28 protein-coding genes and 1 tRNA gene are annotated in these 24,322 nt (G+C 39.6%); 9 read left to right on the plus strand and 20 right to left on the minus strand.

Annotation, left to right across the window (positions count from 1 at the left end; genetic code table 11):
* Positions 1 to 2: 2 nt before the first annotated feature.
* The 3 genes from FHW88_RS13570 to FHW88_RS13580 form a co-directional block, all read right to left on the minus strand.
* A complete protein-coding gene (locus tag FHW88_RS13570) occupies positions 3 to 203 on the minus strand; it encodes a hypothetical protein (RefSeq protein WP_176626065.1) in 201 nt (66 codons plus the stop codon).
* 10 nt (positions 204 to 213) lie between these two features.
* On the minus strand, positions 214 to 789 hold the full coding sequence (locus FHW88_RS13575) for a mobilome CxxCx(11)CxxC protein (RefSeq protein ID WP_176626067.1): 576 nt from the start codon (positions 787 to 789) through the stop codon (positions 214 to 216).
* Between the two features lie 99 nt (positions 790 to 888).
* Positions 889 to 1,656 (minus strand): hypothetical protein, encoded by a 768-nt coding sequence (locus FHW88_RS13580; protein WP_218117192.1) that lies wholly within the window; start codon positions 1,654 to 1,656, stop codon positions 889 to 891.
* Positions 1,657 to 1,847: 191 nt separating this feature from the next.
* Between FHW88_RS13580 and FHW88_RS13585 the strand changes: the two genes are divergently transcribed.
* Positions 1,848 to 2,165, plus strand: a complete 318-nt coding sequence (locus tag FHW88_RS13585; protein ID WP_176626069.1) for a hypothetical protein — start codon at positions 1,848 to 1,850, stop codon at positions 2,163 to 2,165.
* A gap of 106 nt (positions 2,166 to 2,271) precedes the next feature.
* Here FHW88_RS13585 and FHW88_RS13590 read toward each other — a convergent pair whose 3' ends face one another.
* The 4 genes from FHW88_RS13590 to FHW88_RS13605 form a co-directional block, all read right to left on the minus strand.
* Positions 2,272 to 2,736 (minus strand): hypothetical protein, encoded by a 465-nt coding sequence (locus FHW88_RS13590; RefSeq protein WP_176626071.1) that lies wholly within the window; start codon positions 2,734 to 2,736, stop codon positions 2,272 to 2,274.
* 875 nt (positions 2,737 to 3,611) lie between these two features.
* Positions 3,612 to 4,436, minus strand: a complete 825-nt coding sequence (locus tag FHW88_RS13595; protein WP_176626073.1) for a hypothetical protein — start codon at positions 4,434 to 4,436, stop codon at positions 3,612 to 3,614.
* Positions 4,437 to 4,755: 319 nt separating this feature from the next.
* A complete protein-coding gene (locus FHW88_RS13600; RefSeq protein WP_176626075.1) occupies positions 4,756 to 5,253 on the minus strand; it encodes a hypothetical protein in 498 nt (165 codons plus the stop codon).
* Between the two features lie 86 nt (positions 5,254 to 5,339).
* Positions 5,340 to 5,843 carry a hypothetical protein gene (locus tag FHW88_RS13605; RefSeq protein WP_176626077.1) on the minus strand — a complete coding sequence of 168 codons (504 nt, stop codon included), beginning with the start codon at positions 5,841 to 5,843 and terminating at the stop codon, positions 5,340 to 5,342.
* A 593-nt stretch (positions 5,844 to 6,436) separates the two neighbouring features.
* Here FHW88_RS13605 and FHW88_RS13610 point away from each other — a divergent pair.
* Positions 6,437 to 7,066, plus strand: coding sequence for a helix-turn-helix domain-containing protein (locus FHW88_RS13610; protein WP_176626079.1), 630 nt, complete (start codon positions 6,437 to 6,439; stop codon positions 7,064 to 7,066).
* Between the two features lie 6 nt (positions 7,067 to 7,072).
* On the opposite strand, the gene FHW88_RS13615 is transcribed toward FHW88_RS13610, so the two are convergent.
* The 3 genes from FHW88_RS13615 to FHW88_RS13625 form a co-directional block, all read right to left on the minus strand.
* Entirely contained in the window at positions 7,073 to 9,055 is a 1,983-nt protein-coding gene (locus FHW88_RS13615; protein ID WP_176626081.1) for a hypothetical protein, read from the minus strand.
* Between the two features lie 56 nt (positions 9,056 to 9,111).
* On the minus strand, positions 9,112 to 10,395 hold the full coding sequence (locus FHW88_RS13620; RefSeq protein WP_176626083.1) for a site-specific integrase: 1,284 nt from the start codon (positions 10,393 to 10,395) through the stop codon (positions 9,112 to 9,114).
* Positions 10,396 to 10,543: 148 nt separating this feature from the next.
* Positions 10,544 to 10,617: transfer RNA gene (locus tag FHW88_RS13625), tRNA-Ala, on the minus strand.
* A 769-nt stretch (positions 10,618 to 11,386) separates the two neighbouring features.
* Here FHW88_RS13625 and FHW88_RS13630 point away from each other — a divergent pair.
* The 5 genes from FHW88_RS13630 to FHW88_RS13645 all read left to right on the plus strand — a co-directional run bounded on the left by FHW88_RS13630 (position 11,387) and on the right by FHW88_RS13645 (position 13,895).
* Complete coding sequence (locus tag FHW88_RS13630) at positions 11,387 to 12,598, plus strand: MFS transporter (protein WP_218117193.1); 1,212 nt, start codon at positions 11,387 to 11,389, stop codon at positions 12,596 to 12,598.
* Between the two features lie 200 nt (positions 12,599 to 12,798).
* On the plus strand, positions 12,799 to 12,975 hold the full coding sequence (locus tag FHW88_RS13635) for a hypothetical protein (RefSeq protein ID WP_175490072.1): 177 nt from the start codon (positions 12,799 to 12,801) through the stop codon (positions 12,973 to 12,975).
* A 41-nt stretch (positions 12,976 to 13,016) separates the two neighbouring features.
* On the plus strand, positions 13,017 to 13,145 hold the full coding sequence (locus FHW88_RS30175; RefSeq protein ID WP_255485329.1) for a hypothetical protein: 129 nt from the start codon (positions 13,017 to 13,019) through the stop codon (positions 13,143 to 13,145).
* 38 nt (positions 13,146 to 13,183) lie between these two features.
* Positions 13,184 to 13,348 carry a hypothetical protein gene (locus FHW88_RS13640; RefSeq protein WP_158604167.1) on the plus strand — a complete coding sequence of 55 codons (165 nt, stop codon included), beginning with the start codon at positions 13,184 to 13,186 and terminating at the stop codon, positions 13,346 to 13,348.
* 379 nt (positions 13,349 to 13,727) lie between these two features.
* Entirely contained in the window at positions 13,728 to 13,895 is a 168-nt protein-coding gene (locus tag FHW88_RS13645) for a hypothetical protein (protein ID WP_167516292.1), read from the plus strand.
* 95 nt (positions 13,896 to 13,990) lie between these two features.
* Here FHW88_RS13645 and lpxB read toward each other — a convergent pair whose 3' ends face one another.
* From lpxB to FHW88_RS13665, 4 genes are read right to left on the minus strand one after another with little or no spacing between them, the layout of a single operon-like run.
* Entirely contained in the window at positions 13,991 to 15,112 is a 1,122-nt protein-coding gene (lpxB, locus tag FHW88_RS13650) for a lipid-A-disaccharide synthase (RefSeq protein WP_176626085.1), read from the minus strand.
* The gene (locus tag FHW88_RS13655) at positions 15,112 to 15,378 is read right to left on the minus strand and encodes a hypothetical protein (protein WP_090532473.1); all 267 of its coding nucleotides are present in this window, start codon (positions 15,376 to 15,378) and stop codon (positions 15,112 to 15,114) included. Before FHW88_RS13655 ends, lpxB begins: the two co-directional genes overlap by 1 nt.
* Before the next feature lie 2 nt (positions 15,379 to 15,380).
* Positions 15,381 to 16,154, minus strand: a complete 774-nt coding sequence (gene surE / locus FHW88_RS13660; RefSeq protein ID WP_090532475.1) for a 5'/3'-nucleotidase SurE — start codon at positions 16,152 to 16,154, stop codon at positions 15,381 to 15,383.
* A 41-nt stretch (positions 16,155 to 16,195) separates the two neighbouring features.
* A complete protein-coding gene (locus tag FHW88_RS13665; RefSeq protein WP_176626087.1) occupies positions 16,196 to 17,548 on the minus strand; it encodes a hypothetical protein in 1,353 nt (450 codons plus the stop codon).
* A gap of 131 nt (positions 17,549 to 17,679) precedes the next feature.
* Between FHW88_RS13665 and FHW88_RS13670 the strand changes: the two genes are divergently transcribed.
* Positions 17,680 to 18,234, plus strand: a complete 555-nt coding sequence (locus FHW88_RS13670) for a Uma2 family endonuclease (RefSeq protein ID WP_176626089.1) — start codon at positions 17,680 to 17,682, stop codon at positions 18,232 to 18,234.
* Between the two features lie 29 nt (positions 18,235 to 18,263).
* On the opposite strand, the gene FHW88_RS13675 is transcribed toward FHW88_RS13670, so the two are convergent.
* The 4 genes from FHW88_RS13675 to FHW88_RS13690 all read right to left on the minus strand — a co-directional run bounded on the left by FHW88_RS13675 (position 18,264) and on the right by FHW88_RS13690 (position 20,776).
* Complete coding sequence (locus FHW88_RS13675; protein ID WP_090532481.1) at positions 18,264 to 18,449, minus strand: CsbD family protein; 186 nt, start codon at positions 18,447 to 18,449, stop codon at positions 18,264 to 18,266.
* 135 nt (positions 18,450 to 18,584) lie between these two features.
* Positions 18,585 to 19,277, minus strand: coding sequence for a hypothetical protein (locus FHW88_RS13680; RefSeq protein WP_176626091.1), 693 nt, complete (start codon positions 19,275 to 19,277; stop codon positions 18,585 to 18,587).
* Positions 19,278 to 19,462: 185 nt separating this feature from the next.
* Positions 19,463 to 19,648 (minus strand): CsbD family protein, encoded by a 186-nt coding sequence (locus FHW88_RS13685; RefSeq protein ID WP_090532481.1) that lies wholly within the window; start codon positions 19,646 to 19,648, stop codon positions 19,463 to 19,465.
* Positions 19,649 to 19,762: 114 nt separating this feature from the next.
* The gene (locus FHW88_RS13690) at positions 19,763 to 20,776 is read right to left on the minus strand and encodes a dipeptide epimerase (RefSeq protein WP_176626093.1); all 1,014 of its coding nucleotides are present in this window, start codon (positions 20,774 to 20,776) and stop codon (positions 19,763 to 19,765) included.
* Between the two features lie 54 nt (positions 20,777 to 20,830).
* On the opposite strand from FHW88_RS13690, the gene FHW88_RS13695 reads away from it, so the two are divergent.
* Positions 20,831 to 21,820: a hypothetical protein gene (locus FHW88_RS13695; RefSeq protein WP_176626095.1), complete on the plus strand. Its 990-nt coding sequence runs from the start codon at positions 20,831 to 20,833 to the stop codon at positions 21,818 to 21,820.
* On the opposite strand, the gene FHW88_RS13700 is transcribed toward FHW88_RS13695, so the two are convergent.
* Together FHW88_RS13700 and FHW88_RS13705 are read right to left on the minus strand one after the other, a co-directional pair.
* Positions 21,789 to 22,418, minus strand: coding sequence for a rhomboid family intramembrane serine protease (locus FHW88_RS13700; protein ID WP_176626097.1), 630 nt, complete (start codon positions 22,416 to 22,418; stop codon positions 21,789 to 21,791). The two genes, FHW88_RS13695 and FHW88_RS13700, sit on opposite strands and share 32 nt — an antisense overlap.
* A complete protein-coding gene (locus FHW88_RS13705) occupies positions 22,419 to 24,164 on the minus strand; it encodes a M14 family zinc carboxypeptidase (RefSeq protein ID WP_176626099.1) in 1,746 nt (581 codons plus the stop codon).
* Positions 24,165 to 24,322: the final 158 nt, after the last annotated feature.

Below are 24,322 nucleotides of genomic sequence, written 5' to 3' on the forward strand. Positions count from 1 at the left end.
GTTTATCGCCCACATGTTGGGCAAGTGAATCCAGAAGTTGGCCCCATTATTCTACGTGTTTGATCTCCAAATTTCTCGTACAACTGGCCCTTTTCGAAATAGCCTTTGTTTTCATACTCTTTGATTAATTGTTTAAACTCATCTTGTTCAGATGTGTTTAGCTTTAGAAAGCTATTAAAAAGCACAGTTACGTTATTTGTCATATATTAAGATTTAAAAGTTTCCGCATATTTCACAATCACTCGGTTCCATAGAAACTGGTACGATACCACAGCCTGAGCATACTTTTTGATACTGCCGTAAAGAATAACGCATGCCTTTTTTAAATTCTTTGCTCGTGAATGGGTATCTATCGTCTTGATCTTCTCTGGATTGTGCTTTAGTTATAATTATTTCGTATGCATGGATAGTTTCAGTTATCTCTTGACTTGGAAACTTCGCTAAATGAGTAAAATCTTCAGCTAGTTGTCTGTTACTTATGGAGCTTTCGAGATAATAACTTTTCTTGTCATCCCATTTGTAAACTAGTGCTAAAGTTGATAACACTAATTGAAAAACAGCGATCGGTGTTAGTATCTTAAGGAATATAGAAGAGATTGGTGAGTCTAAACCATACGAAGTAACAACAGCCCCAACTAATACTGGAATCATTACGCCAAGCAGTGTTATTGCTTGCGTATATTTTTCTCTCTCTCGTGCTCTTACTCCGTAAATAAAAGCAGTACCATAAAGGTGAAAAGCTTTTTCATGACAAGATCGTTTGAGTTCATCTATATTAGGTGTGGTCATAATATGATAAGGTATTTTTAAAGCTATTAAATAGTTATTGTTAATGCAAATATTCTTCTATTAATGCAAGAATAAGTCGTTTACTGGATAATAAAGCGATTATTTAGGCCGCACTATTACGATTACTTTCATCCCTTCTCTTTCTCTATTTAAATCGTTTTCAAATCCTCGAGGATTATTTATATAGCCGTCAGGGTCATAAACAAAACAAATCAGTGTTTGACAAAGAGGGTGGTTTCTGTAACGTTCAATATCAATTATGAGCTGATCTGCAACATGCTTGTGCTTTAACGAAGAGCGTGTTTTCTTGACTTCGATAACCATTTTAAATTCTCTCAACGCAAAATCAATCCTGCTGCTTGATCCAGCATAGCCAGGAGTCCATTCTTCTTGCTGTATGTCCTCGAAATGCATTTTAAGTAAAGCGTGCAACAAATCTTGAACATCATATTCATCGGTTACATCCAAAGTTGCTCTATCATTATATCTACGTCTTAACTGGACTGCCACCTTGTGAAAGGTGTCGAAAATGTGTTCCAATATTAACAACGGTTTAGTAGATTGCTTAATTTCAACAAAGATTCCTTTTTCGATATCTTCCATTAATGACTCGAGTAAACTGATCCCTTTGTCTACAGTGGACGGATAAGCTCCATTTAAGGCAGATTTTAAGCCTGTGTAATAATGATTTGAAGCAGTCAATGTAGTATTAATGTAATTTAGAACCTGTGATTGCCAACCTTTAAATCTTGCATCATCAACAACTTCATAATCGGTATGCATAGCATGTTTAGTTGATCTAGTTGAGAGAACTTTTCGGCCATTCTCTATTAGTCTCTTTACTTCGTCTAGGCTAATTGTATTCATAATCCAAATTTAGCAATTCCGAAGTGTGTGCTTAACTTGTGCACACTATAAATACTTCATATTAAAGTTATCTGCGAGACTCTGCAAGTATGAGCGAAGGTCAGTGTTAAGTTTTACAATGAAGAAATCAAATAACTCTGGGTAGTCGCGAATTTGTAAAACGGATAATTATATTTACTGAAAAGAGCGAGATGATAATTGGCAAATCTTACAATAGCGAATTTTTATATAAAGGATGGAGCGTAATGATAATTAAGCCTCCTTTTTCAAGTACTGTATATGTAAACTATTGGCCCGGAATTGACTTAGATAAAGTTAAGGCTATAGAAAAAACAGACAAAGTTTTATACGATAAAATCAACTCTGTTTTCGGTAGGGTAAAAAAAAGCATAACCCTTCAAGCAACCGGGCGAAATCCAGACATGGGTCTTATTCTATCACAAGCAAAAAATTATGTTGATAGGAATTTAGGAGTGTTCGACTTAAATGAGCAATTAAATTTAATTTAAAATAATTCCGAACCGTCCGCGAATAGAGGAGAGGATCTTTGTGGGGATAGCACAACGTGCGGCCACAAAGAATGCTTCACACAAAAAACTGGCGTTGCGTTTGACTCTATTGTATTTGCTTGAACTTTTTAGTTCGTTCATTCAAAACCCAATACTGTTCTTTACAAAATGCACAATCATCCGTTGTGTATCCAGGATTAATAATGACCAATCTACTTAAGCGGTTGAGCTTAAATCCAAGTGAGGCATCCGGTCCCCTATAAATTAGCCCCGTTTTTAAGTCAACAATTGCTGATTCCTGACAAGGTGAGCCACAACCCCATGAAACGAAACAATAATGGCCACCGAAGTTTAGTCCCGTTGTTTGAAAGTCCTCTATGGGTTTCTTCGAATAATAGATATTGCTTATGGCTGTTCTGTATCTTTCGGCCAATTCATTTCCTTTTATCTTGAGACTTGCCTTGTTTCCTTTGTATAAGCTAACCTTGTATTGATTAAATGAAGGTGTTTGAGCATTGCTGCTAATGTAGATTAGGCTAAATAATACTATGAAGAGGAGATAAAGCTTCATGAGGTTTTTACTCAAATATATATTGAACACCTTGTATTTCAAAGTCTGCAAGCCGCTGCGAGTTTGAGCGAAGGTCTGTGAAGAGAGAGCCGACAGGCGACTTCACAGAATGCTTCACAAGGTTACTGGCGCTGCATTTGATTATTGGGTTGAAGCGTTAGCCTTTCAAATGCTGTGACAGTACCGAAGCCTGAGCGATGAAAGCAGGCGAGCCTAAAATGGTGAGCGACTGGCTGAATTAATCTTGAACGTTGCAAGCGTCACCTGGTCGAATAGACCAAGTGAAAGCGTAGCGTAAGTGAAAGGTTAATGAAGGCAGAGAGAGCTCATGTGATGAACGACTTTGCGTGCTCAAATAGCATGACAAGCCGCATCCGTGTTGGAAAATTGGTGGTGACATTTTTTTCAATTACTATTATATATACCCCCTTTAAAGAAAAAATGTCCACCAATTGAGCGTTGGGTAAATGCGGTGTAGCGAGATGTGCTGAAAGCTTATCGAGCGTAACGAAGCTTGGCGTGATATTGTGAGGGAGCTTAGGAGTGAAGAACACCGATGGACCTGGTGTGTGAAAGGCCTCTGCGCCCAGCCAACAAGCAAAGCTTTCCTTTGCTCACTTAAGCAACTATTGAGCCTAAGGAAAGCTTTGGCTTGTGGTTATAAATTAGTCTCTTGCGGCCATAGTAGCATATAAAGCTAAAACCACTGTCAGTACCGCAAAACTACCTCGGCATACAGTAGACCAATTTCTAAAGTCTATATCCATCTGTATAAAACTACATATAAGATAGATTACCACAGATGGAATTAACCAAACAAGAAATCGGAAACGAGTATCAGTCATGACGTTATTAAATAAAGGTGAGACGAAAGGTTATTTGATGGTCGGATATAATTTTTCCGCAAAGTATCTACCTGCTATGTATTCGGATAGTGATTCTGAAACGAATAAAGGATTGGCTTCCTGAGAATAAGAAGTAACATTGCCGTCTAAACTGCTTTGCTTTGGTTTTGCTAAAGTTGAAGCGTAATCAAGTGTTACATAGGATTGGGTAGGAAAGAAACCGGGGATTATACAGTTCACTCTAAGCTGGCTCCTAAGTGTTATCGGCGTATTGGTTTGCAGTTCATACGATACCGATTTTGAACCATTTGAGATATTTGCAGTTAAATTATATTCGATGGCCATGGTATTATCTGCAATGGTTTTCGAAAGTACTTTAGCAATGTCACCCGTGTTTATTGCCGTCAACTTAATGTTGATAGCCTTATTAAACTGGTCTGTGGTTAAGAATGTGTTTTGCTTTGTTATAATTAAAAAACCAGTCCATGGCCATGGTTGGTTGACGGACTTATAAAGTTCTGTGCCATAGGTTAAAGAGGTTTTAGCAGGTTGAGCTAATGCATTTCTCTTAAATTCCATAGTAAGAGTAGCACCTTTCACTGTGACCGTATTAATGTTTCCTGAACCGGTTACAGTTTCAATAGCCGCCTGGAATAATGCTTTATTACAGTCTCCTGTTGAATTGTAATCGGAATAGTTAACATCGAGCGAGTTTACATCACTTCCTTGGTGTATATACTTAGAATCGATGGCTTGGCTTAATGGGGATTGGATTACCGGAGTAGAATCATTTTTTTTCGAGCATGAGAATAAGATCGAGGCTCCTAAAAGGGCGAGGATAAAGTTTTTTTGCATTTAAGGTTATCTTAAGTTTAGGTTACCGAGCAGCCTCTTCGGTAGGTTTATAAAACACAATAAGCGCAAGGACTGAACTAAATTTGTGCTTTAGAGGCTCGGCAAAAAGCCCATGTAACAACAAACAAGCCAGCACCCTACGCTTATTGCGTGGGCGTTGGACTCATCTGTTCTCGTTACATTATTGAATTTTGCCGATTCCTAAAGCAAGAACAAACAAAGCTTAACGCTTATATTTTCGATATGGTGATATGTCTATGTGATGGTATGTTTGCGGTTTCCTCCTGTTTTTATGCGAAGTTAATAAACAGCCGTGACACTATGCCACGGCTTTCATAAGTTTTCTTTTGTTCACCGTTTGTTTATAGGGTATAACTTCTAAAGCGTGATTTTTAAGTTTGCTATCCTCAATGGCTTCATATAATGAAGAGCAATCAGTTATAACGTATTCTGTATTGATGCAATCTTCGATGTTTAAGGTAGTTTGCTCAATGCTTGTTAGCCTGTAAAGAATGCGGACAAACTTTGCTGTCATAATTGAGTATTCGCATTCCTGTTTAAATTGCTCAACGCCGAAATGAATTGAATAGTTCTTTCGGTCATGGCATTCAAGTGAAAGGTAAATGATTGGGTTTACGAGTTGATGTAAAGTAGTGTTTAATGTGTTCTCCCCTGATTGGCCTTTTCTGATTAAAATGCAGCGTAGCTCATGCCGTTCGATAGTCGACATAAGTATTTTCGCTGCCTTAACTATTTTGAAGTAAGCCGTTTTGACTGCTTTGTTTCGTTGAGTTTGTTGAGTGGATTGATTTTTCATATTGTTATGAAGTTGGTTTGAAAATGAAAAAGCCAAGTGCGTTAGCACATGGCTTTAGGTTGAAAATAAGATGGTAAATAGCCTGTTTAAGAGGTCGTAAGCACATAGGTAAACCTGCTATCCTGAAAGGCTAAAACCTGCTTGAAATAGGTTGTAAAGCCTTCTTTGAGTATGCGCTCGCTGACTTCTGCGTCGACTTGAAACTTGCTTATCAGCGCTCTTATCTGTTGTTCATAAGGGCAGTTGTGAAACGCAAATTCAACTTTGTAATGGAAAAGCGGATCGCATTCAAGATAGAAGTAAAAGCTGCTTGACATAAACGCATGCATAGTTTGTGCATTTTCCGTGCTGCTCATGCGGTAGTCTCGTTCAAATGCTATTTGAGGCGATTGAGCCAAAAGGAGTTTAGCTTTACGTAATGCTTCCATAAAGTAGCCTTCAATATGAATATTGAGTCGGTTTTGATGCTGGTCTTTAGACCGTCTCTCCGCCAGTATCCAGCATTTGGTAAACCGGGGCAACGGCTTAACATCGGCAATGCTTAGTAGTAAATGTGCTTTCTTACTTAAGTGCTTGTATCTCTCGGTCATGATTTGTTGTTTGGTGCTTATTGGTGATTGTATTTTTACAGGCAAACCACTGATCAATTGAACTTGCCTCACCTGCCTTAAGAATGCAGGTTGCTGCCTGTAAATAATCAGAAGCAGGATTATTTGAAGATAACAGGAAGCCATTCTGAAAACGGAGCAAGCTGCATTTTTAAAGGCTAACAGGGTGTGGGCAAGATCGATTGAAAAGGAATTAGTTGTAAATCAAGACTGAGAGGGGCGATTATATCCAGCCTGGATGTGGCCGCTCGAAGCATAGAAAAAAATTCTGTGTACGTTTTTATAGAGAATGACTTTAAACTCAACTTGCAAGCCAATTTTAACAATCGGAGGGGGGGCTTATAAAAAGGGTAGTGGATGGTTTATAAATAGGCCATTTCCTGTGGGAGACTGTATCTATACTATTAGTTATTAAAGATATAGAATGTCTTATAGTTAGAGTATCCGACAGAGTATTTATGGTTTCCGTTGGGTAAGTCGCTGATATTTAGTATATTTGCATTGATTCTAGTAGCTCGCGCGCCTTTGTTCCTCATCTTTTGCGCGAGGCAATTTTATATTCCTTTACATTTAAAATGAATACCCGTTTTGTTTTGCTGCCTTGCAACATTAGTTTAATAAAAGATGGATTACATTATTTAGATTTACTTATTTACGTAGCCATTAGATCTTTCCAAAACGGAGGGACAGGTTTATGTAAACCGTCATTTGAAACAATAGCCGCCAGAGCAGGTGTTTCAAAGAAGCTCGTCAGCATGTCAATAAAGCGGCTGGAACGTTCAGGCCATTTGATAGTTAAACGTTCCCCGAAGAAAAAAGTCGCAAACCTATATGCCTTTAAAGAGACAGATGCATTTGCTCAGATACCGTATGACATCTTTGATTCGCATGATTTAACGAGTTATGAAAAAGCCATGTTATTAGCGATCAGGCAATGTTTTAACAACCATTCACTTGTCCTGTACGGCAATTTGAGTTTCATAGAAGACATGACCGGACTCAAATACAAGGTCATCTATACTCAGTTTAGAAAACTGGTTGACAAGCAATATATACTTGAGGTAAAAAAGGGTCGAGATTCAGGCCGGGTAGCTAAAGAGTTTCATTTGGCTGAAAAGATAAATTGGAAGTACTATAGAAAGCCGATAGCTATTAATAAACCTGATAGTGGTGACAGTATGCTGTCAACCATAATAATTGGTTAACAGATACTATTTAAGCCCTCTGTGAATGTCAAAGAGACGCTTCAATAAAATATAAGCTCGCTCTTCATTCCGTTTCTTGGGGCTTGTCTTATCTCCTGTATTTCTTTTATGGGTTACTAATTTTGATTGCTTAACCTCGAACCACTGTCCTATGTCAGATGCTTTGGCTTTAGCAGGAATGTTGTGACGATCATAAATCGTCTGTAGCGTCTCTTTTATTTTTTTTAAAGATATTCTATATCCTGTTGAAAAATTATTGTAAACACTATCTATTACAGGATGGCTGTTCTTCCCATCTTTAACATCATAGTCAATTAGAGCTTGCTTGATTTTTGATATGCTGTAATCAAGTTCAGCTAATTTCTCACGACCTAATTTGTCAAAGGCATACCTAATTAACGGTGTTGGATCTGTTAGTTTATAGGTTGCAATGTCATACTCAAAATTATTCCCGCCGATGGGATCGAGATCCGTTAATTGAAGAACAATCTTCTTAATGTTTTCTTTTGAATAACGCTTCCCTTTCCTAAGATTCAATTTTTGTTCTGTATTGTAAGGTGCTATCCGTTCGTTCAAAAAGGTCTCAAATGATGGGTTGTCTTGGCTCGTGCTGATACCAACACGTTCATATGCTGCCATTAAATTTATGGGGGAACTGTAGTAGCCCTTTATGCGCTCTTCTTCATAGATTTTATCTATCATGAAATAATCAATGTTGTACATCGTAGAATATGAATCTGAGTCAGCTTCGCGCATAGAGTTATTACGTTTAAGGTGCCATTTATTCGCTACGACTTTGTGAAAAGGAAGCCGTTCCAAGATGTCAACATAAATATTTCTTTCCAACGGATTGGGGTTGGAGTACATTAATTTTAAAACAGTATCATATACATTCCTTCCCGCTCCTAGCCATTCTGTTAGCTGGCGTTGTGGCATATAATTCAAAGGCTTTCTATTATATTCAACAAGATGTAAAGCTTCAGCATAGATAGGGTTCTGTTTTTCTGATATCTTCCGAAATCGCCCGATTATTTGAATGATATCCGTGTAAGGATCAAGATGTGTTTTGGCATCTCCAGGAAGAGAAATCATGATAACTTGTGGAGCTTCGTTAAGTATGATATCGAGCCCGTTATAAAAGCTTGAGGTAAAGAAATTATATTTAGAACACGTCTCTGGTGTAAATTTAGAGAATGCTCTATACGGTTCACCGGCGGCGTACTCTTGTGTTTTCAAATATACCGCACTCTCTTTTGAACAGAATATTACAGAATCGTTTCCGATTTCGAGTTTCTGAATCAAGTCTTGAATTCCATTGATGCTGTTGAAAAATACAAACTGATTTATTAATGGATAGCGTTCAAAACAATCTTTCAGTGCAAATATTAGATTGTCATGAAACAACACCTCCACATCCTTAGTATATGCGTAAGTTGGTTGTAGTTTTATGCTCTTGAAGTTTTTAAACCTGGGGTCACTTGGTTTTATAGGCGTAGAAGAAATCATCGCCTTGTCTTTAAACTTAAAGAAGCTATCCAACGCCATTGTGATATTTGGTCTAAATGCAATATCCTGAATTTGCTTATGCTGTTCATCTGTCAAGACAAAATAGTCGTTGAAAGGTGATATCCCGATTCTTTTAAAGGCCTCGAGTATTTTACTGAAAGATTCAGGTGTTGTAAGAATTTTCTTATATCTAGTTTGGCTTTTAAGATATGCCGCGATTCGATCTGCTGAAACTCCCTCGTAAACCGGAAATGTATTACAGGTTTCGGCATGATAGCCGTGCTTGTTGTGTATCGTAGCCACATTCGGCAAGATTATTATACTATTCCGATGGGCTGTAATTTCCGTTGTCGTGGCCCCAAAACCAGTAATAACCTTGTTTATTATAGTATCCGACGGTATTAGCGGAATATAATCAGGAAACCATTTTTGGGGATCATCACAATAAATAGTTTCGTCGGCTTCAAAAATCAATGGCTCCATAATAGAATGAGAGCGGACTGCCTTTGGCCTACTCTCATCCAATTATAGCAATTAATCTACATATCAAACATCTTATTTTCCCACGTTTCAATCACTCCCTTTTCAAATTCATCAAGGTAGGTTTGTGTTTGTAGTTCCGTAGTGTGTCCCAATGCTTCACTTATTATCGCAGTTGCTACGCCTGATTTCTTTAGGTTGGTAGCATAACTGTGTCGACTGACGTATGTAGTCAATATCAATTTGGGTTCGCCTATAGCTATCGCTAAGTCTTTAAGTTTATTGTTTACAAGTTTAAGTGCCGATTTCTTGCGCTCGTACTTTTGCTTAGCTGTTTTAAATATGCTGTCCTTGTAAATTGGAAAGACATAGTCATCCGGTTTTGAATACTCGTTTCTATATTGATTTAAAAGTTCTTGGGAATACGAATTGACCGTGATGGTGAAGTGTTGCCCTGTTTTCTTCCTGGTGTAGTGAATTTCATTGTCGTAAATATCTGACCACCTTAAGCCCGCAATGTCAATGAAGTTCATACCTCTTGTGTAGTAACTGAACATGAATATACTTTGCGCGAGATGCGATGACGAACCTTGTTCGGTCTTATAGTTTTTTAATTTTGTTATAATATCCTTTGATACGGAGCGCTTCCGGGTTGTATGATTGAGCCGCTTATTTACCGAGTATCCTTTTTCGCCGAAAGGGTAGTCCTCTTGCTTAAAAAGCTTATCAGCTATGGCTAAATTAATTATCCGCTGTATGTTTCTAATCTTTACACTAATGGAAGTGTCTTTCAAATTCTTATTGTTACGTAACCAAGATTCGAACGCTTCTAAGAAACGCACATTCACATCCGTTATATATGCGGCAGGGCTGTATTCTTTGAGAGAGCTTTTGGTAAATGTGAATACCGAAGCTAATCCTATTTTCTGTTGCTGTTCAATGCCTTGGATAATTGTATCATAATAATCTTGAAGCTTAATCCTGCTTTGTTTTGTCAATTTTTTTCGGTTTCCTCTAAGGTCTTCCTCAAAACGATCGAAATCAAATTCGACATCACCTCTGTCGTAGTCACTCAAGATTTTCCTTGCTAAAGCAAGCTTGTCAATGATAATAAGGTTCATAGCCTTGTAATCCCTAACTGCTTTTGTAAAGTGTCCTGTAGTTCTATCTTCCGATAAAATCCACTCCTCGATTTTACATTTAAAGGTTAACGTTTGATCGAGAGAAAGACTGTTGAGAGTGTAATACCTTCTTATTTGGTTGTGTGTTACTCGCAATGCTATCGAGTAAAGGTCATTAAGTAGTTTCTTTTTAGTGTTTAGGATGATTGCTACTGTTGCCATAACTATTTGATTGTTAAGGCGATATTTTTTAGATAATGTGCATTAGAGGGTACACCTAAGGGTACGCCAACACGTAGCTTGAGAGCTACTTCCAACAAAAAAGCCCATAATCTACATTTGCAAATGCTTGATTATGAGCCAGTTTCAGTGGAGAATATCGGAGTCGAACCGATGACCTCTTGCATGCCATGCAAGCGCTCTAGCCAGCTGAGCTAATCCCCCGTGGTGGGCTGCAAATATAGAATTTTGTGAATTAAAATGAAATTCTATTGTTATTTATTTTATCCAATCCTGTCTCAGCTGCCATTACTATCGGTTTGTTTAATTTAAACTTTAAATATATATGCTGTTGGTTTGCCTTAATTTTCCGGCGGAACGAAAGCTTAATAAAAAAGTAAAGCCCCTGATGGGCAGGGGCCTTTACTAACCAATTATAAACCTAAATTATGAGAAGACTACTTTATGTATTGTGTTATTTTTAACACGGTGTAAAAGTAACACTAAGTTTTGATATTCGGAAAATATATTTTGTAATTGTTTTGTAAGTTTTATCAATTACATTGCCATCCGGTATCTTATTGTCAAAAATAAGAATAAAACATTATTAAATTACCAATTTTTTCAAATTATTTTATAATAATCGCCACATCGTTCATTTTCATCAAAAAAAGATTCGGTTTTATTTATAAAGTTTACAAAAATTTAATTTTAAATGATTTTTAAAGTAAAATTAGGATCCAAACCTATATTAAAATTAAATTTCAAAGCATATTGTATGCTTAAAGCAAAACAATCGCCAATTTTTCTTTAAAAAACTCCAAAATACCACCTTTTTTATGCCTTAATACTGCTTTTAGCTCTTTAAAGAACGATTGCCTGCTAAAACAATTTATGTTCTAAACGCAGTTACATAATAAAAATTACTTTACAAAGGCTTTTTTTTAAAGATGCTTTAACACTTTTGCAGCAAAAATATACTGCCTTTTAAAATATGTCATCAACACATACCGCAAAACAACACCCGCATCTTACGCCATTAACTTTATGGATCATGACCATAGCTACAGGTTTGGTGGTAGCCAACATATATTATAACCAACCATTACTGGCCGATATGGCGAATACTTTTGGCGTAAGCGATAAAAAAGCGCAGCAAATATCGCTTTTTACGCAAATTGGCTACGCTACGGGTTTATTATTTATAGTGCCATTGGCGGATATGCTTAAGCGTAAGCGTCTTATTTTAATTGATTTTGTGCTCATGATCATATCGTTAATAGCCAGCGCCATGGCGCCTTCCGTAACTATACTTATGATAGCGGGTTTTTTGGTAGGCGTATCATCGATTATTCCGCAATTGCTGATCCCAATGGCGGCCCACTTAGCCAAGCCACATGAGCGGGGTAAGAAGATTGGCTTTGTAATGAGCGGCTTACTAATCGGTATTTTACTGTCACGCACGCTAAGCGGTTTTATAGGCGAGCATTTCGGCTGGCGAAGCATGTTTTATATAGCCGCCGGGTTAATGTTGCTCATCTGGGTTATGATATTTTTGTTTTTGCCCGAAATTGAACCCGATTATAAAGGCAATTACGGTAAATTGATGAAATCATTGATCCATTTAGTAAAAACCCAGCCTAAATTAAGGTTGGCAGCATTCAGAGGGGCTTTATGTTTTGCCGGTTTCAGCGCATTTTGGACAACGCTGGTATTCCTGTTAAAACAGCCTCAGTTTAATGAGGGCAGCGCCGCTGCGGGTATGTTTGGCCTTGTTGGCGCCTTCGGCGCAGTAGCCGTTGGCTTTATGGGCCGCCTGAGTGATAAAATGGACGCATACAAATTATCAATTTATACACTTTCGCTCATCCTGATCTCTTTTATTGTATTCTATTTTTCGAGCCATAGTATAATAGGGCTCATCATCGGGGTTATTCTGCTTGATATGGGTGTGCAGGCTACTCACATCTCTAACCAGTCTATTATTTTTGCATTGATCCCGGAAGCCCGCAATCGTATCAATACAGTGTACATGGTGTCTTATTTTATAGGCGGGGCTTTAGGCACGTTCTTCGCCAGCTTAGTTTGGAAAAACTATGAGTGGAACGGAGTGTGTGCTATTGGAGCTGCCTTATCAGTAATAGTGATCATAGTGCATTTGTTAAACTACAAAAAATCGTCCGCTACTGCTACCGATGTTCGGTAACGTATGCCTGTTTATCTGCTTTGAATAGTTGCCGGTATTGAATTGATCAAAAAAAGTAAAAATTTCTTCTAAAAAAATATCCCTGTATTACAGTCATTTACATCGTATTGTAAAATAAATCTGAATTTTTAATGACTTTTTTTGCTCTCCGATAAAAGTTTGGCATTGATTTAGATTAGTACTTATCAAACGCAGTTGTTATGAAAACAAAAGACAAAGCGGTTAAACCTGAAGAAGAGAAAGAGTGGGAAAACCCAGTGGAACCGACAAAAACTTCAGACCCACGCGATGAGGAACAAATATTAAGGCAGTATAAAGAAGCAAAACGCCGCCACGATAACCTCACCGAAAACGGGAACGAAAAAAAGAAAGACTAAAACGAAGACATTAAAATATTAAAACATTCAAAACCTACAACATGAAAACGCAAAAACAAACATCAACCACCAAACTAATAGCAAGCTTTGATAATGCACTTAAAAACATCATCATGAGCGACTTAAAAGCTATCAAAACTAAAACGCCCTATTTAACGCCGGCAGCTTAAACTAAATATAAAAAACATCACCTACACTACATCTACCTATGAAAGCATATAAACCAACCCCCGCAATAACTAAATTACTTGCACGCTTTGATGCCGAATTATTGGAGCTGTTGAGGGAAGATCTGAAAAACTACAGGGCCAAAACCCAATTCATGAGCAACAACAAGCAGGTAGCAGCACAGCAAACGCTGTCTGCCGCTTGATCAACATATATATATCTACCTATCGAGTACTAACATCACCTATGAAAACGTGGAGCCCTGCAAAAAACAGGGCTCTATTTTTTTTAGTAAAGCCGGGCAAGCTTAATGCTATCTTTGTATAATATTAAATAACAATATATTAACACTTTGGTCACCTAAAGGAAATGCCTGAAACGGTTATTTGGGTAAAGCGGCGGGCGAATGACCTATGCAGTTAAACACCATATTGCACCATCTATTTACGCGTGGTACCGTTAACCAGGTGATGAACAAATCGGTTACGGTCAATTGATCCTGCACGAGCAGGAGCTAAAGACTGATTCTCTGTATGGTGTATTGCTATCTGTGAAATTACATACTCTACATAAATACAAACATTATGGACCAGGTTAATTATCCCATAGTAACAATTGTAGTTATTGCTGTTATTATTTTGCTGGTTTGGATCATCAGGCGAAACCAGAAAGATGAAAAAAAGCTGGAACAGGATATCATCCAATCCGAACTAAAACCAGAAGAAAATAATGATAAGGAAATAGAATCCTGAGCTTGTTGTTAAAAGCAACCTGGCGAAATAACATATCCCAGCGTCAGTGCGTACAGCAATAATGGTCTTTTCCTTTAAGGAAGTCGCTGAATTTACTATGATTTCCTATCTGCTTCAGTATATTTAACAATTAACCCGGCTGTTTTGGCTGATGCCCCCGGCTGCCCCATGCGCACATCAAGCTCTTCATAATTATTGAGCATGTTTTGGCGATAGGTTACATCATTGACAATCAGTTTTAACTCTTCACCTATCTTGTGGGCCGTACACTCTTCCTGGATCAACTCCTTCACTACCGCTTTATCCATGATCAGGTTAACCAGCGATATAAATTTGAGTTTAACCAGCATGCGCGCTATGGCGATGGTTAATTTCCCGCCTTTATACACCACTACCTGCGGCACGTTAAACAGCGCGGTTTCAAGTGTCGCGGTGCCGGAAGCTACAACAGCTGCATGGGCACGATTCAGCAGATCGTAAGTGCCGTTGAATACAACGGGGATCTCGGCGCCGTTTAAGTACGGCGCATAATAATCAGCCTGAAAAGCCGGTGCACCGGCAATTACAAACTGGTATTCAGGAAAGTAGGCCGAAGCCCGGATCATATCGGGCAGCAGTCTGCTGATTTCCTGTTTGCGGCTGCCGGGTAACAGTGCTATAATTTTTTTTACGCCAAGTTTATTTTTTTGCAGGAAAGCAGGGTCAGGATCAAATGCCGAAACCGCATCAAGCAAAGGGTTGCCTACGTAATCAACATCCATTCCCCACTCTTTGTAAAACGCCACCTCAAAAGGCAATATGCAAAATAGATGGTCAACAATGCGTTTGATTTTTAACACCCGCTTCTGGTTCCAGGCCCAAACTTTGGGCGAAATATAGTAGTTAACCGGTATGCCGTTAGCTTTGGCGTATTCGGCTATTTTGAGGTTAAAGCCGGGAAAATCTATCAGGATCAATACGTCGGGGTGGTAAGCAGAGATATCCCGCTTGCACGATCGCATGTTTTTAAGAATGGTTTGCAGGTTGGCAACCACTTCAACAAAGCCCATAAAAGCCATATCGGCATAATGCTTTACCAGTGTGCCGCCCTCGGCCTGCATCAGGTCGCCGCCAAAAAAACGGAAATCAGCACCAGGGTCAAGCGATTTGAGTGCTTTCATCAAATTAGCCCCGTGCAAATCGCCCGAAGCTTCGCCGGCTACCAGGTAATATTTCATTATAAGGATTGCAATTTAAAAATGAATATGGCCAGCATAAACAAAAGCGAGATCATAGCGATACCGTTTCCCGTTTTATCGGCCCCTTTTCCATAAAAATAACGGATGATAAACAAATTGATAGCAAAAGCTACAAAGTATGGAATGCCCGGCTTATGCATGAAAACCAGTTGATTTTTAAGCAGAAATCCAAAAACAAACAGACTAACACCTGGCAGTATGGCGCCAATGAGCAGGCCTAAGGATACGTCGTTTTTGTTTAGCATAATTACAGGTTGAATTTCCAGTTGTTTAAGTAGGGGATAACGTGGTGTGCGGTCATATCAAACTGCACCGGCACAACCGAAGCATAACCCTGTTCCAAAGCCCACACATCGGTATCCTCGCCGCCATCATTTAATTGAAAAACGCCGGTAAGCCAGTAATAAGGCCTTTTATGCGGATCTATGCGTTCATCAAATTCTTCGGCCCATTTGGCAGCCGCCTGCCTGCATATTTTAATGCCTTTAATGTGTTTGGTCCCAGGAAAGTTTACATTTAACAAACTGGCTTGTGGTAAACCATGGGCTAAAACCTGTAAAGCAAGTTCTTTTACAAACTTGATACAAGGCTCAAAATCGGCTTGCAAAGTATAATCATCTAACGAAAAACCTATCGACGGGATACCCTCAATGGCTCCCTCAACCGCTGCCGACATCGTGCCCGAATACAGCACATTGATAGAGTTATTAAGGCCATGGTTAATGCCCGAAACACAAAGATCAGGCTTTTTACCTTTAAAGATCTTGTTAACAGCCAGCTTTACGCAATCAACCGGAGTGCCCGAGCAGCGGTACATTTCAATGCCCTCGTAAATGTCAACCTGGTCAAGCCGTAAAGGTTTGCCGATGGTAATGGCATGCCCCATACCCGATTGCGGGCTATCCGGAGCAACAACTACAACACGGCCAATTTCGGCCATAGCATCCATCAGGGCTTTGATGCCCGGCGCGGTGATGCCATCGTCATTTACAACAAGTATGGTGGGTTTGGTAACTTTCATTGGGCAAAGTTAACAATCCTCAACAATGTAGCCGGCCCGGCTCATTCTACTTTTAATTTAACCGAGTTTACCCAAATGGCATCCCTGTCAAAACTGGCTTTGAAATTCCGAAGCATAAAGTTTTTATCAGCTTGTATTTTGCCCCTGAAAACCTGTTTGCCGTTTATGTTTACAACAACCGGTTGCTCCAGGTTTACCATTAGTGGGCTAATCATTATCTCTGTTTCTTTTACACCCGATGTTTCAAGGTTGAATATATTATTGAAAAATGTCCCTTTAACGGCGGCGCTTTTGTTCAGGCCCTGATACTGCCGGTACCAGGTATCAATTTCTTTTTTGATCTTATCATAATTAGGAAAAGTAAGTGACTGATGCCAGGCAGCACGATTAAGCCCGGTATCGATACCCGTTAGTTTTATCCATGCGTACGAATTATAAATTTTATCGCTATAGCATTCCCAATAGATTTTGTTTTTGAATAAGTTACGGCTCACACTATTTATAAATACGGATGTATAAGGAAGGTCGGTGTTTAAATGCTTATCGTAATGTTGGTAGCCGATGTATTCTTTGTAAATCAGACGATCATGCCTATCTTTTAACCAATCCATAATAATGCGGGTTTGTTGGATGGGGCGCAGATCGTCGAGGTCAGAATGTACCACGTATAGCGGACTGTTTATAATGTTTCTGATATAAAAGTCGCGGGCAAAGATATTGTCGAACATTGAATTATACGCCATAAAGCCGGCGAATTGATTTGGCGTGTAAAGACCCAAACCAATGGCGCCGTCCGAGCCATCTGAATGCCCTAAAGCAAATATTTTGCTGTCATTGATGTTAACTTGCTTTTTTACCGAAATTAATATATTGGCCAGTGTTTGATAGGTAAAATTTGGCACATCGCGATCGCGAAAAGCTTTTTTATTTAATACCCAGTTGAAGAACTTTTTAGGGTCACCAATCGGCCTGATAATGATGTTGTCCTGCTTTTTAAGGATGGCAAAAATGATATCATCGTCAAATTTTTGAATGCTGTCTGCATCGGCGAAACTACTTTGGCCAACGGCACCATGAAGTAATAATATACAAGTGGTTTTACGTGTGTTACTATAAGAAACAGGCACAAACACCCTGAACGGCACTTTACCAAACAGCGAATCAGTATAGTAGAAAAGATAGTCTTTGCCACCTTTTATATCCGGGTAATCATGCCAGTTGCTAAGCAGTTTAAAGGTTGAATCGGCGTCGATCTTATTGTTAACCCGGATCTGGCTGATCCTTTTCTCGGCGTTGGATGCGGCTTTTTCTAAAGCGTTTTCCTGTGCAGATAATGTAGATGAGAATGTAAAAAATAAAATAAATAAGATTAGATGGTTGAGGTTTAGTTTCATGTTTTGTAGTTATAAGTACTTATATGACACGCCTGCATCGGAATAGTTGCATATATAATATTTAATAATATTGGGTTTATTTACATGGCGGCTATATTGGTAACAAAATGAATTTTAGTTATATTTGATTTATGCTGACTACAGATAAAAAAAAGAAATACACCGTGGAGGATTATTTGATGCTTGAGGAAGGTGCGCCATTTCAGCTGATCAACTATGATTTAATTATGTCGCCTTCACCTATTCCTGCCCACCAACAGTTATCTGCTAAAATTATACAGCTATTGTCTAACTTTTTAGATAGCATAAATGATAATGGCTTTCTTGTAAGCGCACCAATGGATGTAAAATTTGATGATGGAAATGTACTTCAGCCCGATATACTTTACATAAAAGAAGGCAGGATTGCCGACCTTGTAAAAGACAGGATAGAAGGAGCCCCAGATTTAATCATCGAAATCCTTTCTCCTTCTACTGCTTACTATGATTTAAGGCAAAAAAAGGATGTTTATGAAAAATACGGCGTAGCAGAATATATCATTATAGATCCGGTACAGGAAAATGCCGATATGTATAAGCTAACACATGAAGGTTATAGTTTAGAGCAGAAAGCGCTTAAAACAGAAAACCTAACTTCAATAGTAATTCCAGGTTTTAAACTGGAGCTTTCAAAGCTATTTAAATAGTGAAAGCCCCGTTACTGAGGCTTTCAATTTTATAAACTGTTTATCCACTTCACCAGCTCATCGCGGGTTTTGCCCGTTTTTTGCTGAAGCTTGCCAAGTGTTTCATCATCTTTACCTTCCTGCCAGGCAAGGTCATCGTCGGTAAGGTCGCCGTAGGCTTGTTTTATTTTGCCTTTCAGCTCGTTCCATCCGCCTTTTATTTCTAATTTATCCATGATGTTTTTTATTTAGATGTGTCAGGATAACAGATGGGATAGGAGGATGGTTTTAAAAGAATCGACAGGAAATCAAGAGTCAGGACTCAAGAAAAAAGAATGGAAGAGGGTGTAGAGAACGGTTTAAGCTTTCAACTATTTTCCTTCTTTCTTAAAATCTTCGTACGAATGTTTTATGTACTGAACAATATCATAATCGCTCCAACTTCGTACCTGTTGTATTGAAGGCCAATATTTGATCACAAAAATTCCGGCTTGCGTGTCATTGAGCGGAGTATTATTTTGAACAACCCGCTCATTAAACCGCATGTTTATCTCCTGCCCTTCGAGATCACGTACCGCCGCTTTTTTAAATCTCCTTGCATTGATCACCTCGCTTTTAAAATTTTCGTAAATAAAGGTCATTGGCTTAAGGAATAAATAATAATAATGAGGCGTCCCGGTATAAAACACCCCTTTGCTTCTATAAATAAGCTGGGTTTCGGTGAGATCTTTTTTCAAAGAGTTTTCTTTTATCACAACTTCTTTTAGGCCTATTATTTTGTTCAAAAATGCTATTGCTGTGTGTGAATCATCAGTTATAACTTCCTTTGTTTCAAAAAGATCATTTGAAAGCTCCAGTGTGTCTCCTGGATTGGCCGTTATTTTAAACTCGCCAATATCGTTAGTTATTGTACGGCTTTGCGTGCGTTTGTTGACAATTTTAATATTCGCCAAACGTCTGTTTGAACCGTTTTCGCAAATAATACCATCTGTTAATGCTGTATTTTGAGCAAAAGCCACCCTCAAAAAAACCGACAAAAGCACCGACAGCAATACCCTTTTCATAAGAGGCTCATAGTTAATTACTACAATATCCTATTAAAAACGCACTGTTAAAAGCTTATATGGCTAATTTAACTATAATTAACAAGTTAATCTCCGTTGACAAAGTGAACTATTTTCCGCATTCAGCACTTTTCTTCCCTAATCATCTTTCAGCCAAAAGCCCCGTTCCCGGAGCTTCTCAAATTTTATAAACTGTTTATCCACTTCACCAGCTCATCGCGGGTTTTGCCCGTTTTTTGCTGGAGCTTGCCAAGTGTTTCATCGTCTTTACCTTCCTGCCAGGCAAGGTCATCGTCGGTAAGGTCGCCGTAGGCTTGTTTTATTTTGCCTTTCAGCTCGTTCCATCCGCCTTTTATTTCTAATTTATCCATAATGTTTTTTTATTTAGATGTATCAGGATAACGGACGAGGCCAAGGATGGTTTGAAAAAAAGCCAAAAGCAGAATGCCGAAAGCTGAAAGCCCTGGAATGGTTATCAAAGCTACTTAACTAAATCTCAACCCTAAGCCCGGATCGTGGTTTAGTATGTATTTTCCGTCACTAAATTCCGGCATTACATAAGGGTTATTACTTACTAAAAAGGGGCCGTCAAGGTCAACCCAATCTGCTTGCGGAGCAATGGCTAAACCTGCTAAAGCGGCACAGCTTGTTTCGGTCATACATCCAATCATGATCTTCAGGTCAAGCTCGCGGGCTTTGTCGATCATTTTTTTCGCTTCATATAAACCTGCAGATTTCATGAGTTTAATATTGATCCCGGTATAAACACCTTTGGCCTTTTCCACATCCTCAAAACGCTGAACGGATTCATCGCCAATAATAGGAATAGGACTGCGTTCGGTAAGCCAGGCATTACTATCGGGATCAGTTTTGAGCATGGGCTGCTCTATCAATTGTACGCCTTGCTCATGCAGCCAGTGGGTCATATCCAAACTCTGCTGCAAATCTGTCCAGCCCTGGTTAGCATCTACATAAAGCGGCACATCGGTAACCGAGCGGATGGTAGAGATCAATTCTTTATCTGTATCCCGGCCCAGTTTTACCTTGATCACCTTAAAACCCTCCGCCTCTTTTACTTTTTTAATGATCATTTCGGGCGTATCTATGCCTATTGTGAAACTGGTAACAGGCATCAGCGCAGGGCTGCTGTCAAGTAATTGCCAGCAAGGTTGTTGTTTTAGTTTGCCATCCAGATCATGCAGGGCAATATCAATGGCTGCTTTAATAGCCGGATTGCCGGGAGCAATACTGTCGAGGTAATTAATGACTGCTCCAAAATCAAAAGGATAACTAAATCTGCTGATATCAACCTTGCTTAAAAACTCGGTAGCGCTCTGATGGCTTTCGCCCATATAAGGCACCATAGAAGCTTCGCCGTAGCCGGTTTTGCCTTCATGACTGATCTGCACCAGCATAACCGGTGTAGAAGTTCTTGAAAATTTGGCTATCGTAAAAGCATGCTTCAGCTGAAGCTCGTAGGGTTGATATGTCAGTTCCATGTTAAAAACCAAAGCTAAAATTTTAGTACGAAAATCGTGCTTATCTTTGCGGCCATGCCGGCACAAATTTATTCACCGTTCACCAATTTCAATTTCAGCAACAATAAATGTTTCCTTACGGGGCAAAACCTTAATTCGCCCGAGGAACAGATCCAGGTATTTCCGCAATGGCTCATGAGCCGTTACGAACTGGAAGATAAGCCTTTTAAGTTGCTCGACGAAAGCATGGCTACTTATAAAGACCTGAAACTGCCCTGCACAGCCGAAGTTAACGAACGCTATCTTGAACCGCTTGAAAACACAATTGCTGCTGCTTTTGATACCGGTTATGAGGCTGTAAAGGCGCTTGATGAGGATAAACTGTTTCTGTGGGCGGGCAAATTGCTGTACGGAATTATTTTTAATGAGATCCAGGCCGGCATTAAATTGCAGCACTCGCAGGGCGAGGAATTTAACATATCGCAATCCATTATCCACAAGTTCAATAACCTGCACATGATGCTGCAAAGCCTCAATCTGCCGGTTGAGTTTGATGGTTTTAAGCCGTACAGCCTGGTATTATTTAAGGTTGATAATGCTGAAAACGTTTTTGGCTATCGCGATGAGATCAATACGCTTACATTCTCATTAAGGATAAAAGATTTTGGCCTGATCCTTTGCCTGCAGGATAACGGCGCCAACGCCCGCTACCATAAAGAAGCTTTGGATAAAATTTCAGATCACACTCTGCATCCTATCCAGTTTGAAGAGTTGAACGCCCGCTTCTTTTATTCGGCTTATTTATTTAACCGGCTGCCCGAGTACGATATTTTCCATATTGGTGACACCATATCCTTAGAAGCCCTGCCCCTGCGCGGCACCAGCAGCAAACCCCTGTTTGATGACTGGATGAACAAAACCTACGGACAGGTACTGGAAAACTTTTGGAAAAATTGGGGGTTCCTGCTGTTAGAGATCATCAGGAACCCCGAAAAGCCCATGAGCTTTTTATTTAATGCCGACGGCGATTTTATTAATGGCCAAGATTTGAAATTGCCATTGTGATCTGCTGCCAAAAATCGGGCAAAATTTCATGATGAAATATAATGGTGATCATTAAGCCGCTCAGTGCGCCGTAAAAGTGTGCGTCATGGTTGATCTGATCGCGCGAATACTTTGAGGCATAATGGCAATATACAAGATATAATACACCAAATATTACTGCCGGAATAGGTATCGGTATCGGCAATATCATCATTTGAGCCAGGGGATTATATAATATCGCACTAAAAATAACCGCGCTTACCGCACCCGACGCACCCAAACTATAATAACTGTAATGATCTTTGTGTTTGAGCACAGTAGGCATGTCGCTTAAAATTAAGCTTACAGTGTACAATATGGCAAATTGAACGTGGCCTAATAACGGCTCAAGCCCAAAAGCAAAAAAGTAAAACGACAGCATATTGAAAAACAAATGCATCCAGTCGCGGTGAATAAGCCCGCTGGTGATGATGGTATGAATATCCTTACCGCGCGAAACGGTGTAAGGGTGAAGCATCATACGGCCATAAAGGTTATTGTTTGAAAAAGCTAAAAGCGAAGTAATAATTGTTATTGCGAAAATAGCACAGGCCACCGGGGCCGTTTGTAAATATTCCATTTATTTAAGGTCGAGTTTGGTATTAGTTAAAAGCCTGCCCACCGGGTAGCGCATAAAAGTTTTTTCAAAGTAAGGCGAATTACGGTAAACAAAGAACAATTGCGCACCGGCATTATTGGCCAGCTGTGGGTCTTTCGCTTTGGCATCGTCCAGTTTTTGTCTAATCGATGGATCCTTTTTCAGCAGATCGGCGGCTATATCTTCAAAAACATAGTCCGAAAAATACTCTTTTTCGCCCAGCACCGAATCAAAAAAGTTCCACGCAAAAAACGAGTCGACACCCTGCGGTTCCAGCGTTTCCACGATATAACGGTTTATCGGCTGATTAGTATATACCACATAATCGCCGGTATAAAATTTAACCGGCATATCCACCGGGTTAAGTTTTACGCCGGTATGCAGGTAATGGCCCTCAAATGGCCGGGCCGGTGTTTTCAGATCGGCTATGTAATACATTTGCAGGCTAAGCGTGGTGTCATGTACCAGTTGTTTCATTTGCACCCCATTCAGCTTAAACAGGTCAATCACCTTACCCCATGCCTGCGGAATTACATAGGCAACAGGCTTATCGGCAGTGGCGGTAACTTTATAGGTGTTGTAATATTTGATGGTTTTGGTGTAGGGCTTATCCCGGTCATAATATAGCCTCGGCAATCCGCTCACGCCGCTGGTTTTATAGCCTGCCTCATAACCTTTAAAAGTAATAGTATCAACCTTACTTTTATCAACCATCCAGCCTAACGCAAACGTTTTTTGATTGGTTACCTGCTCATCGGCCTTGCGTTTCAACTCTCCTATCAGTTTGGCATCGCGCTGGTTAATTTCAATAAGGTGCTGCATAAAATCGTAAGTGGCATACACGCGCTTATCAAAAGGCTTCAGCATATGTGTTTCGGTAATATAGCTAATGATGTTATGCTGGGCCGTAAAGCCGGTAGCAAAGCGCGGGGTTTCCAGAAAGCTAACAATTCCCGAATCCGGTAAACCCTCTTCACCGGCGCCGTAAGGGATCATTTCGTACCCGCTCTTTTTCATTTTGCTGTACAGGTACGGTGTAAGTGTTTTGGTGGTATAGTCGGCCAGGATGGGGTTTTGCTTTTCCTTCTGGGTTTCGATTAGCGTCATCACATATTGATAGTCGGCGCCATCGCTGGTGTGGTTATCTAAAAACACTTCGGGTTTCCAGGTAGTAAGGATCTGTGTAAAAGCCAAAGCATTGCGGCTATCGGTCTTAATAAAATCGCGGTTAAGGTCGAGGTTGCGATAATTACCCCTAAAGCCGTAAGCCGATGGACCGTTCTGACTTACACGGCTCAGGCCACGGTTAAGATTGCCGTCAATATTATAAAGTGCAATCAGGCATATCACCACATCTTTTGGCAGGGTATTATTTTTAAGCAGATCACGCACCAGCATCATGCTTGCATCAATGCCTTCCGGTTCGCCGGGGTGGATGCCGTTGTTGATGAGCAATACCCTTTTGTTTTGTTTTTTGATAACAGCCGGGTCAAATAACTTGTCTTTTGAAAGCACTACAAGTGTTAAGGGTTTACCCACATCAGTAGTGCCATAGTTGATCAGCCTCATCTGCTGCGGATACAGCTTGTTAAGCTTTTGATAGTAATCGATTACCTGGGCATAGGTGGCGGTATAATTTTTATCCTTACTTAGTTCAAACGGGGTAAGCTGGGCTTTTGCAGATAAGGCAACGAAACAGGCAATCAGGGCGGCAAAAACTATCTTCATAAGTAAATACGTTGCTCAAATATAGTTTAAGTGTGGCAAAGGAAGGGGCTGTAAGGTGATTTTTACTGGTGAGGTGATTTAATTTATCGTCATGCCGAACTTGTTTCAGCACCCCATACGCTAAGTTTCAGACTTGCTTAGAGGCGACCTGTGTGTGG

The organism is Mucilaginibacter sp. SG538B, from assembly GCF_013376065.1.
Classification (GTDB): domain Bacteria; phylum Bacteroidota; class Bacteroidia; order Sphingobacteriales; family Sphingobacteriaceae; genus Mucilaginibacter; species Mucilaginibacter rubeus.

What these genes read in the sequence shown, in the direction of transcription:
- FHW88_RS13570 (WP_176626065.1), bottom strand. Translation starts at nt 203, where the DNA reads ATGACAAATAACGTAACTGTGCTTTTTAATAGCTTTCTAAAGCTAAAC.
- FHW88_RS13575 (WP_176626067.1), bottom strand. Translation starts at nt 789, where the DNA reads ATGACCACACCTAATATAGATGAACTCAAACGATCTTGTCATGAAAAA.
- FHW88_RS13580 (WP_218117192.1), bottom strand. Translation starts at nt 1,656, where the DNA reads ATGAATACAATTAGCCTAGACGAAGTAAAGAGACTAATAGAGAATGGC.
- FHW88_RS13585 (WP_176626069.1), top strand. Translation starts at nt 1,848, where the DNA reads ATGATAATTGGCAAATCTTACAATAGCGAATTTTTATATAAAGGATGG.
- FHW88_RS13590 (WP_176626071.1), bottom strand. Translation starts at nt 2,736, where the DNA reads ATGAAGCTTTATCTCCTCTTCATAGTATTATTTAGCCTAATCTACATT.
- FHW88_RS13595 (WP_176626073.1), bottom strand. Translation starts at nt 4,436, where the DNA reads ATGCAAAAAAACTTTATCCTCGCCCTTTTAGGAGCCTCGATCTTATTC.
- FHW88_RS13600 (WP_176626075.1), bottom strand. Translation starts at nt 5,253, where the DNA reads ATGAAAAATCAATCCACTCAACAAACTCAACGAAACAAAGCAGTCAAA.
- FHW88_RS13605 (WP_176626077.1), bottom strand. Translation starts at nt 5,843, where the DNA reads ATGACCGAGAGATACAAGCACTTAAGTAAGAAAGCACATTTACTACTA.
- FHW88_RS13610 (WP_176626079.1), top strand. Translation starts at nt 6,437, where the DNA reads ATGAATACCCGTTTTGTTTTGCTGCCTTGCAACATTAGTTTAATAAAA.
- FHW88_RS13615 (WP_176626081.1), bottom strand. Translation starts at nt 9,055, where the DNA reads ATGGAGCCATTGATTTTTGAAGCCGACGAAACTATTTATTGTGATGAT.
- FHW88_RS13620 (WP_176626083.1), bottom strand. Translation starts at nt 10,395, where the DNA reads ATGGCAACAGTAGCAATCATCCTAAACACTAAAAAGAAACTACTTAAT.
- FHW88_RS13630 (WP_218117193.1), top strand. Translation starts at nt 11,387, where the DNA reads ATGTCATCAACACATACCGCAAAACAACACCCGCATCTTACGCCATTA.
- FHW88_RS13635 (WP_175490072.1), top strand. Translation starts at nt 12,799, where the DNA reads ATGAAAACAAAAGACAAAGCGGTTAAACCTGAAGAAGAGAAAGAGTGG.
- FHW88_RS30175 (WP_255485329.1), top strand. Translation starts at nt 13,017, where the DNA reads ATGAAAACGCAAAAACAAACATCAACCACCAAACTAATAGCAAGCTTT.
- FHW88_RS13640 (WP_158604167.1), top strand. Translation starts at nt 13,184, where the DNA reads ATGAAAGCATATAAACCAACCCCCGCAATAACTAAATTACTTGCACGC.
- FHW88_RS13645 (WP_167516292.1), top strand. Translation starts at nt 13,728, where the DNA reads ATGGACCAGGTTAATTATCCCATAGTAACAATTGTAGTTATTGCTGTT.
- lpxB (WP_176626085.1), bottom strand. Translation starts at nt 15,112, where the DNA reads ATGAAATATTACCTGGTAGCCGGCGAAGCTTCGGGCGATTTGCACGGG.
- FHW88_RS13655 (WP_090532473.1), bottom strand. Translation starts at nt 15,378, where the DNA reads ATGCTAAACAAAAACGACGTATCCTTAGGCCTGCTCATTGGCGCCATA.
- surE (WP_090532475.1), bottom strand. Translation starts at nt 16,154, where the DNA reads ATGAAAGTTACCAAACCCACCATACTTGTTGTAAATGACGATGGCATC.
- FHW88_RS13665 (WP_176626087.1), bottom strand. Translation starts at nt 17,548, where the DNA reads ATGAAACTAAACCTCAACCATCTAATCTTATTTATTTTATTTTTTACA.
- FHW88_RS13670 (WP_176626089.1), top strand. Translation starts at nt 17,680, where the DNA reads ATGCTGACTACAGATAAAAAAAAGAAATACACCGTGGAGGATTATTTG.
- FHW88_RS13675 (WP_090532481.1), bottom strand. Translation starts at nt 18,449, where the DNA reads ATGGATAAATTAGAAATAAAAGGCGGATGGAACGAGCTGAAAGGCAAA.
- FHW88_RS13680 (WP_176626091.1), bottom strand. Translation starts at nt 19,277, where the DNA reads ATGAAAAGGGTATTGCTGTCGGTGCTTTTGTCGGTTTTTTTGAGGGTG.
- FHW88_RS13685 (WP_090532481.1), bottom strand. Translation starts at nt 19,648, where the DNA reads ATGGATAAATTAGAAATAAAAGGCGGATGGAACGAGCTGAAAGGCAAA.
- FHW88_RS13690 (WP_176626093.1), bottom strand. Translation starts at nt 20,776, where the DNA reads ATGGAACTGACATATCAACCCTACGAGCTTCAGCTGAAGCATGCTTTT.
- FHW88_RS13695 (WP_176626095.1), top strand. Translation starts at nt 20,831, where the DNA reads ATGCCGGCACAAATTTATTCACCGTTCACCAATTTCAATTTCAGCAAC.
- FHW88_RS13700 (WP_176626097.1), bottom strand. Translation starts at nt 22,418, where the DNA reads ATGGAATATTTACAAACGGCCCCGGTGGCCTGTGCTATTTTCGCAATA.
- FHW88_RS13705 (WP_176626099.1), bottom strand. Translation starts at nt 24,164, where the DNA reads ATGAAGATAGTTTTTGCCGCCCTGATTGCCTGTTTCGTTGCCTTATCT.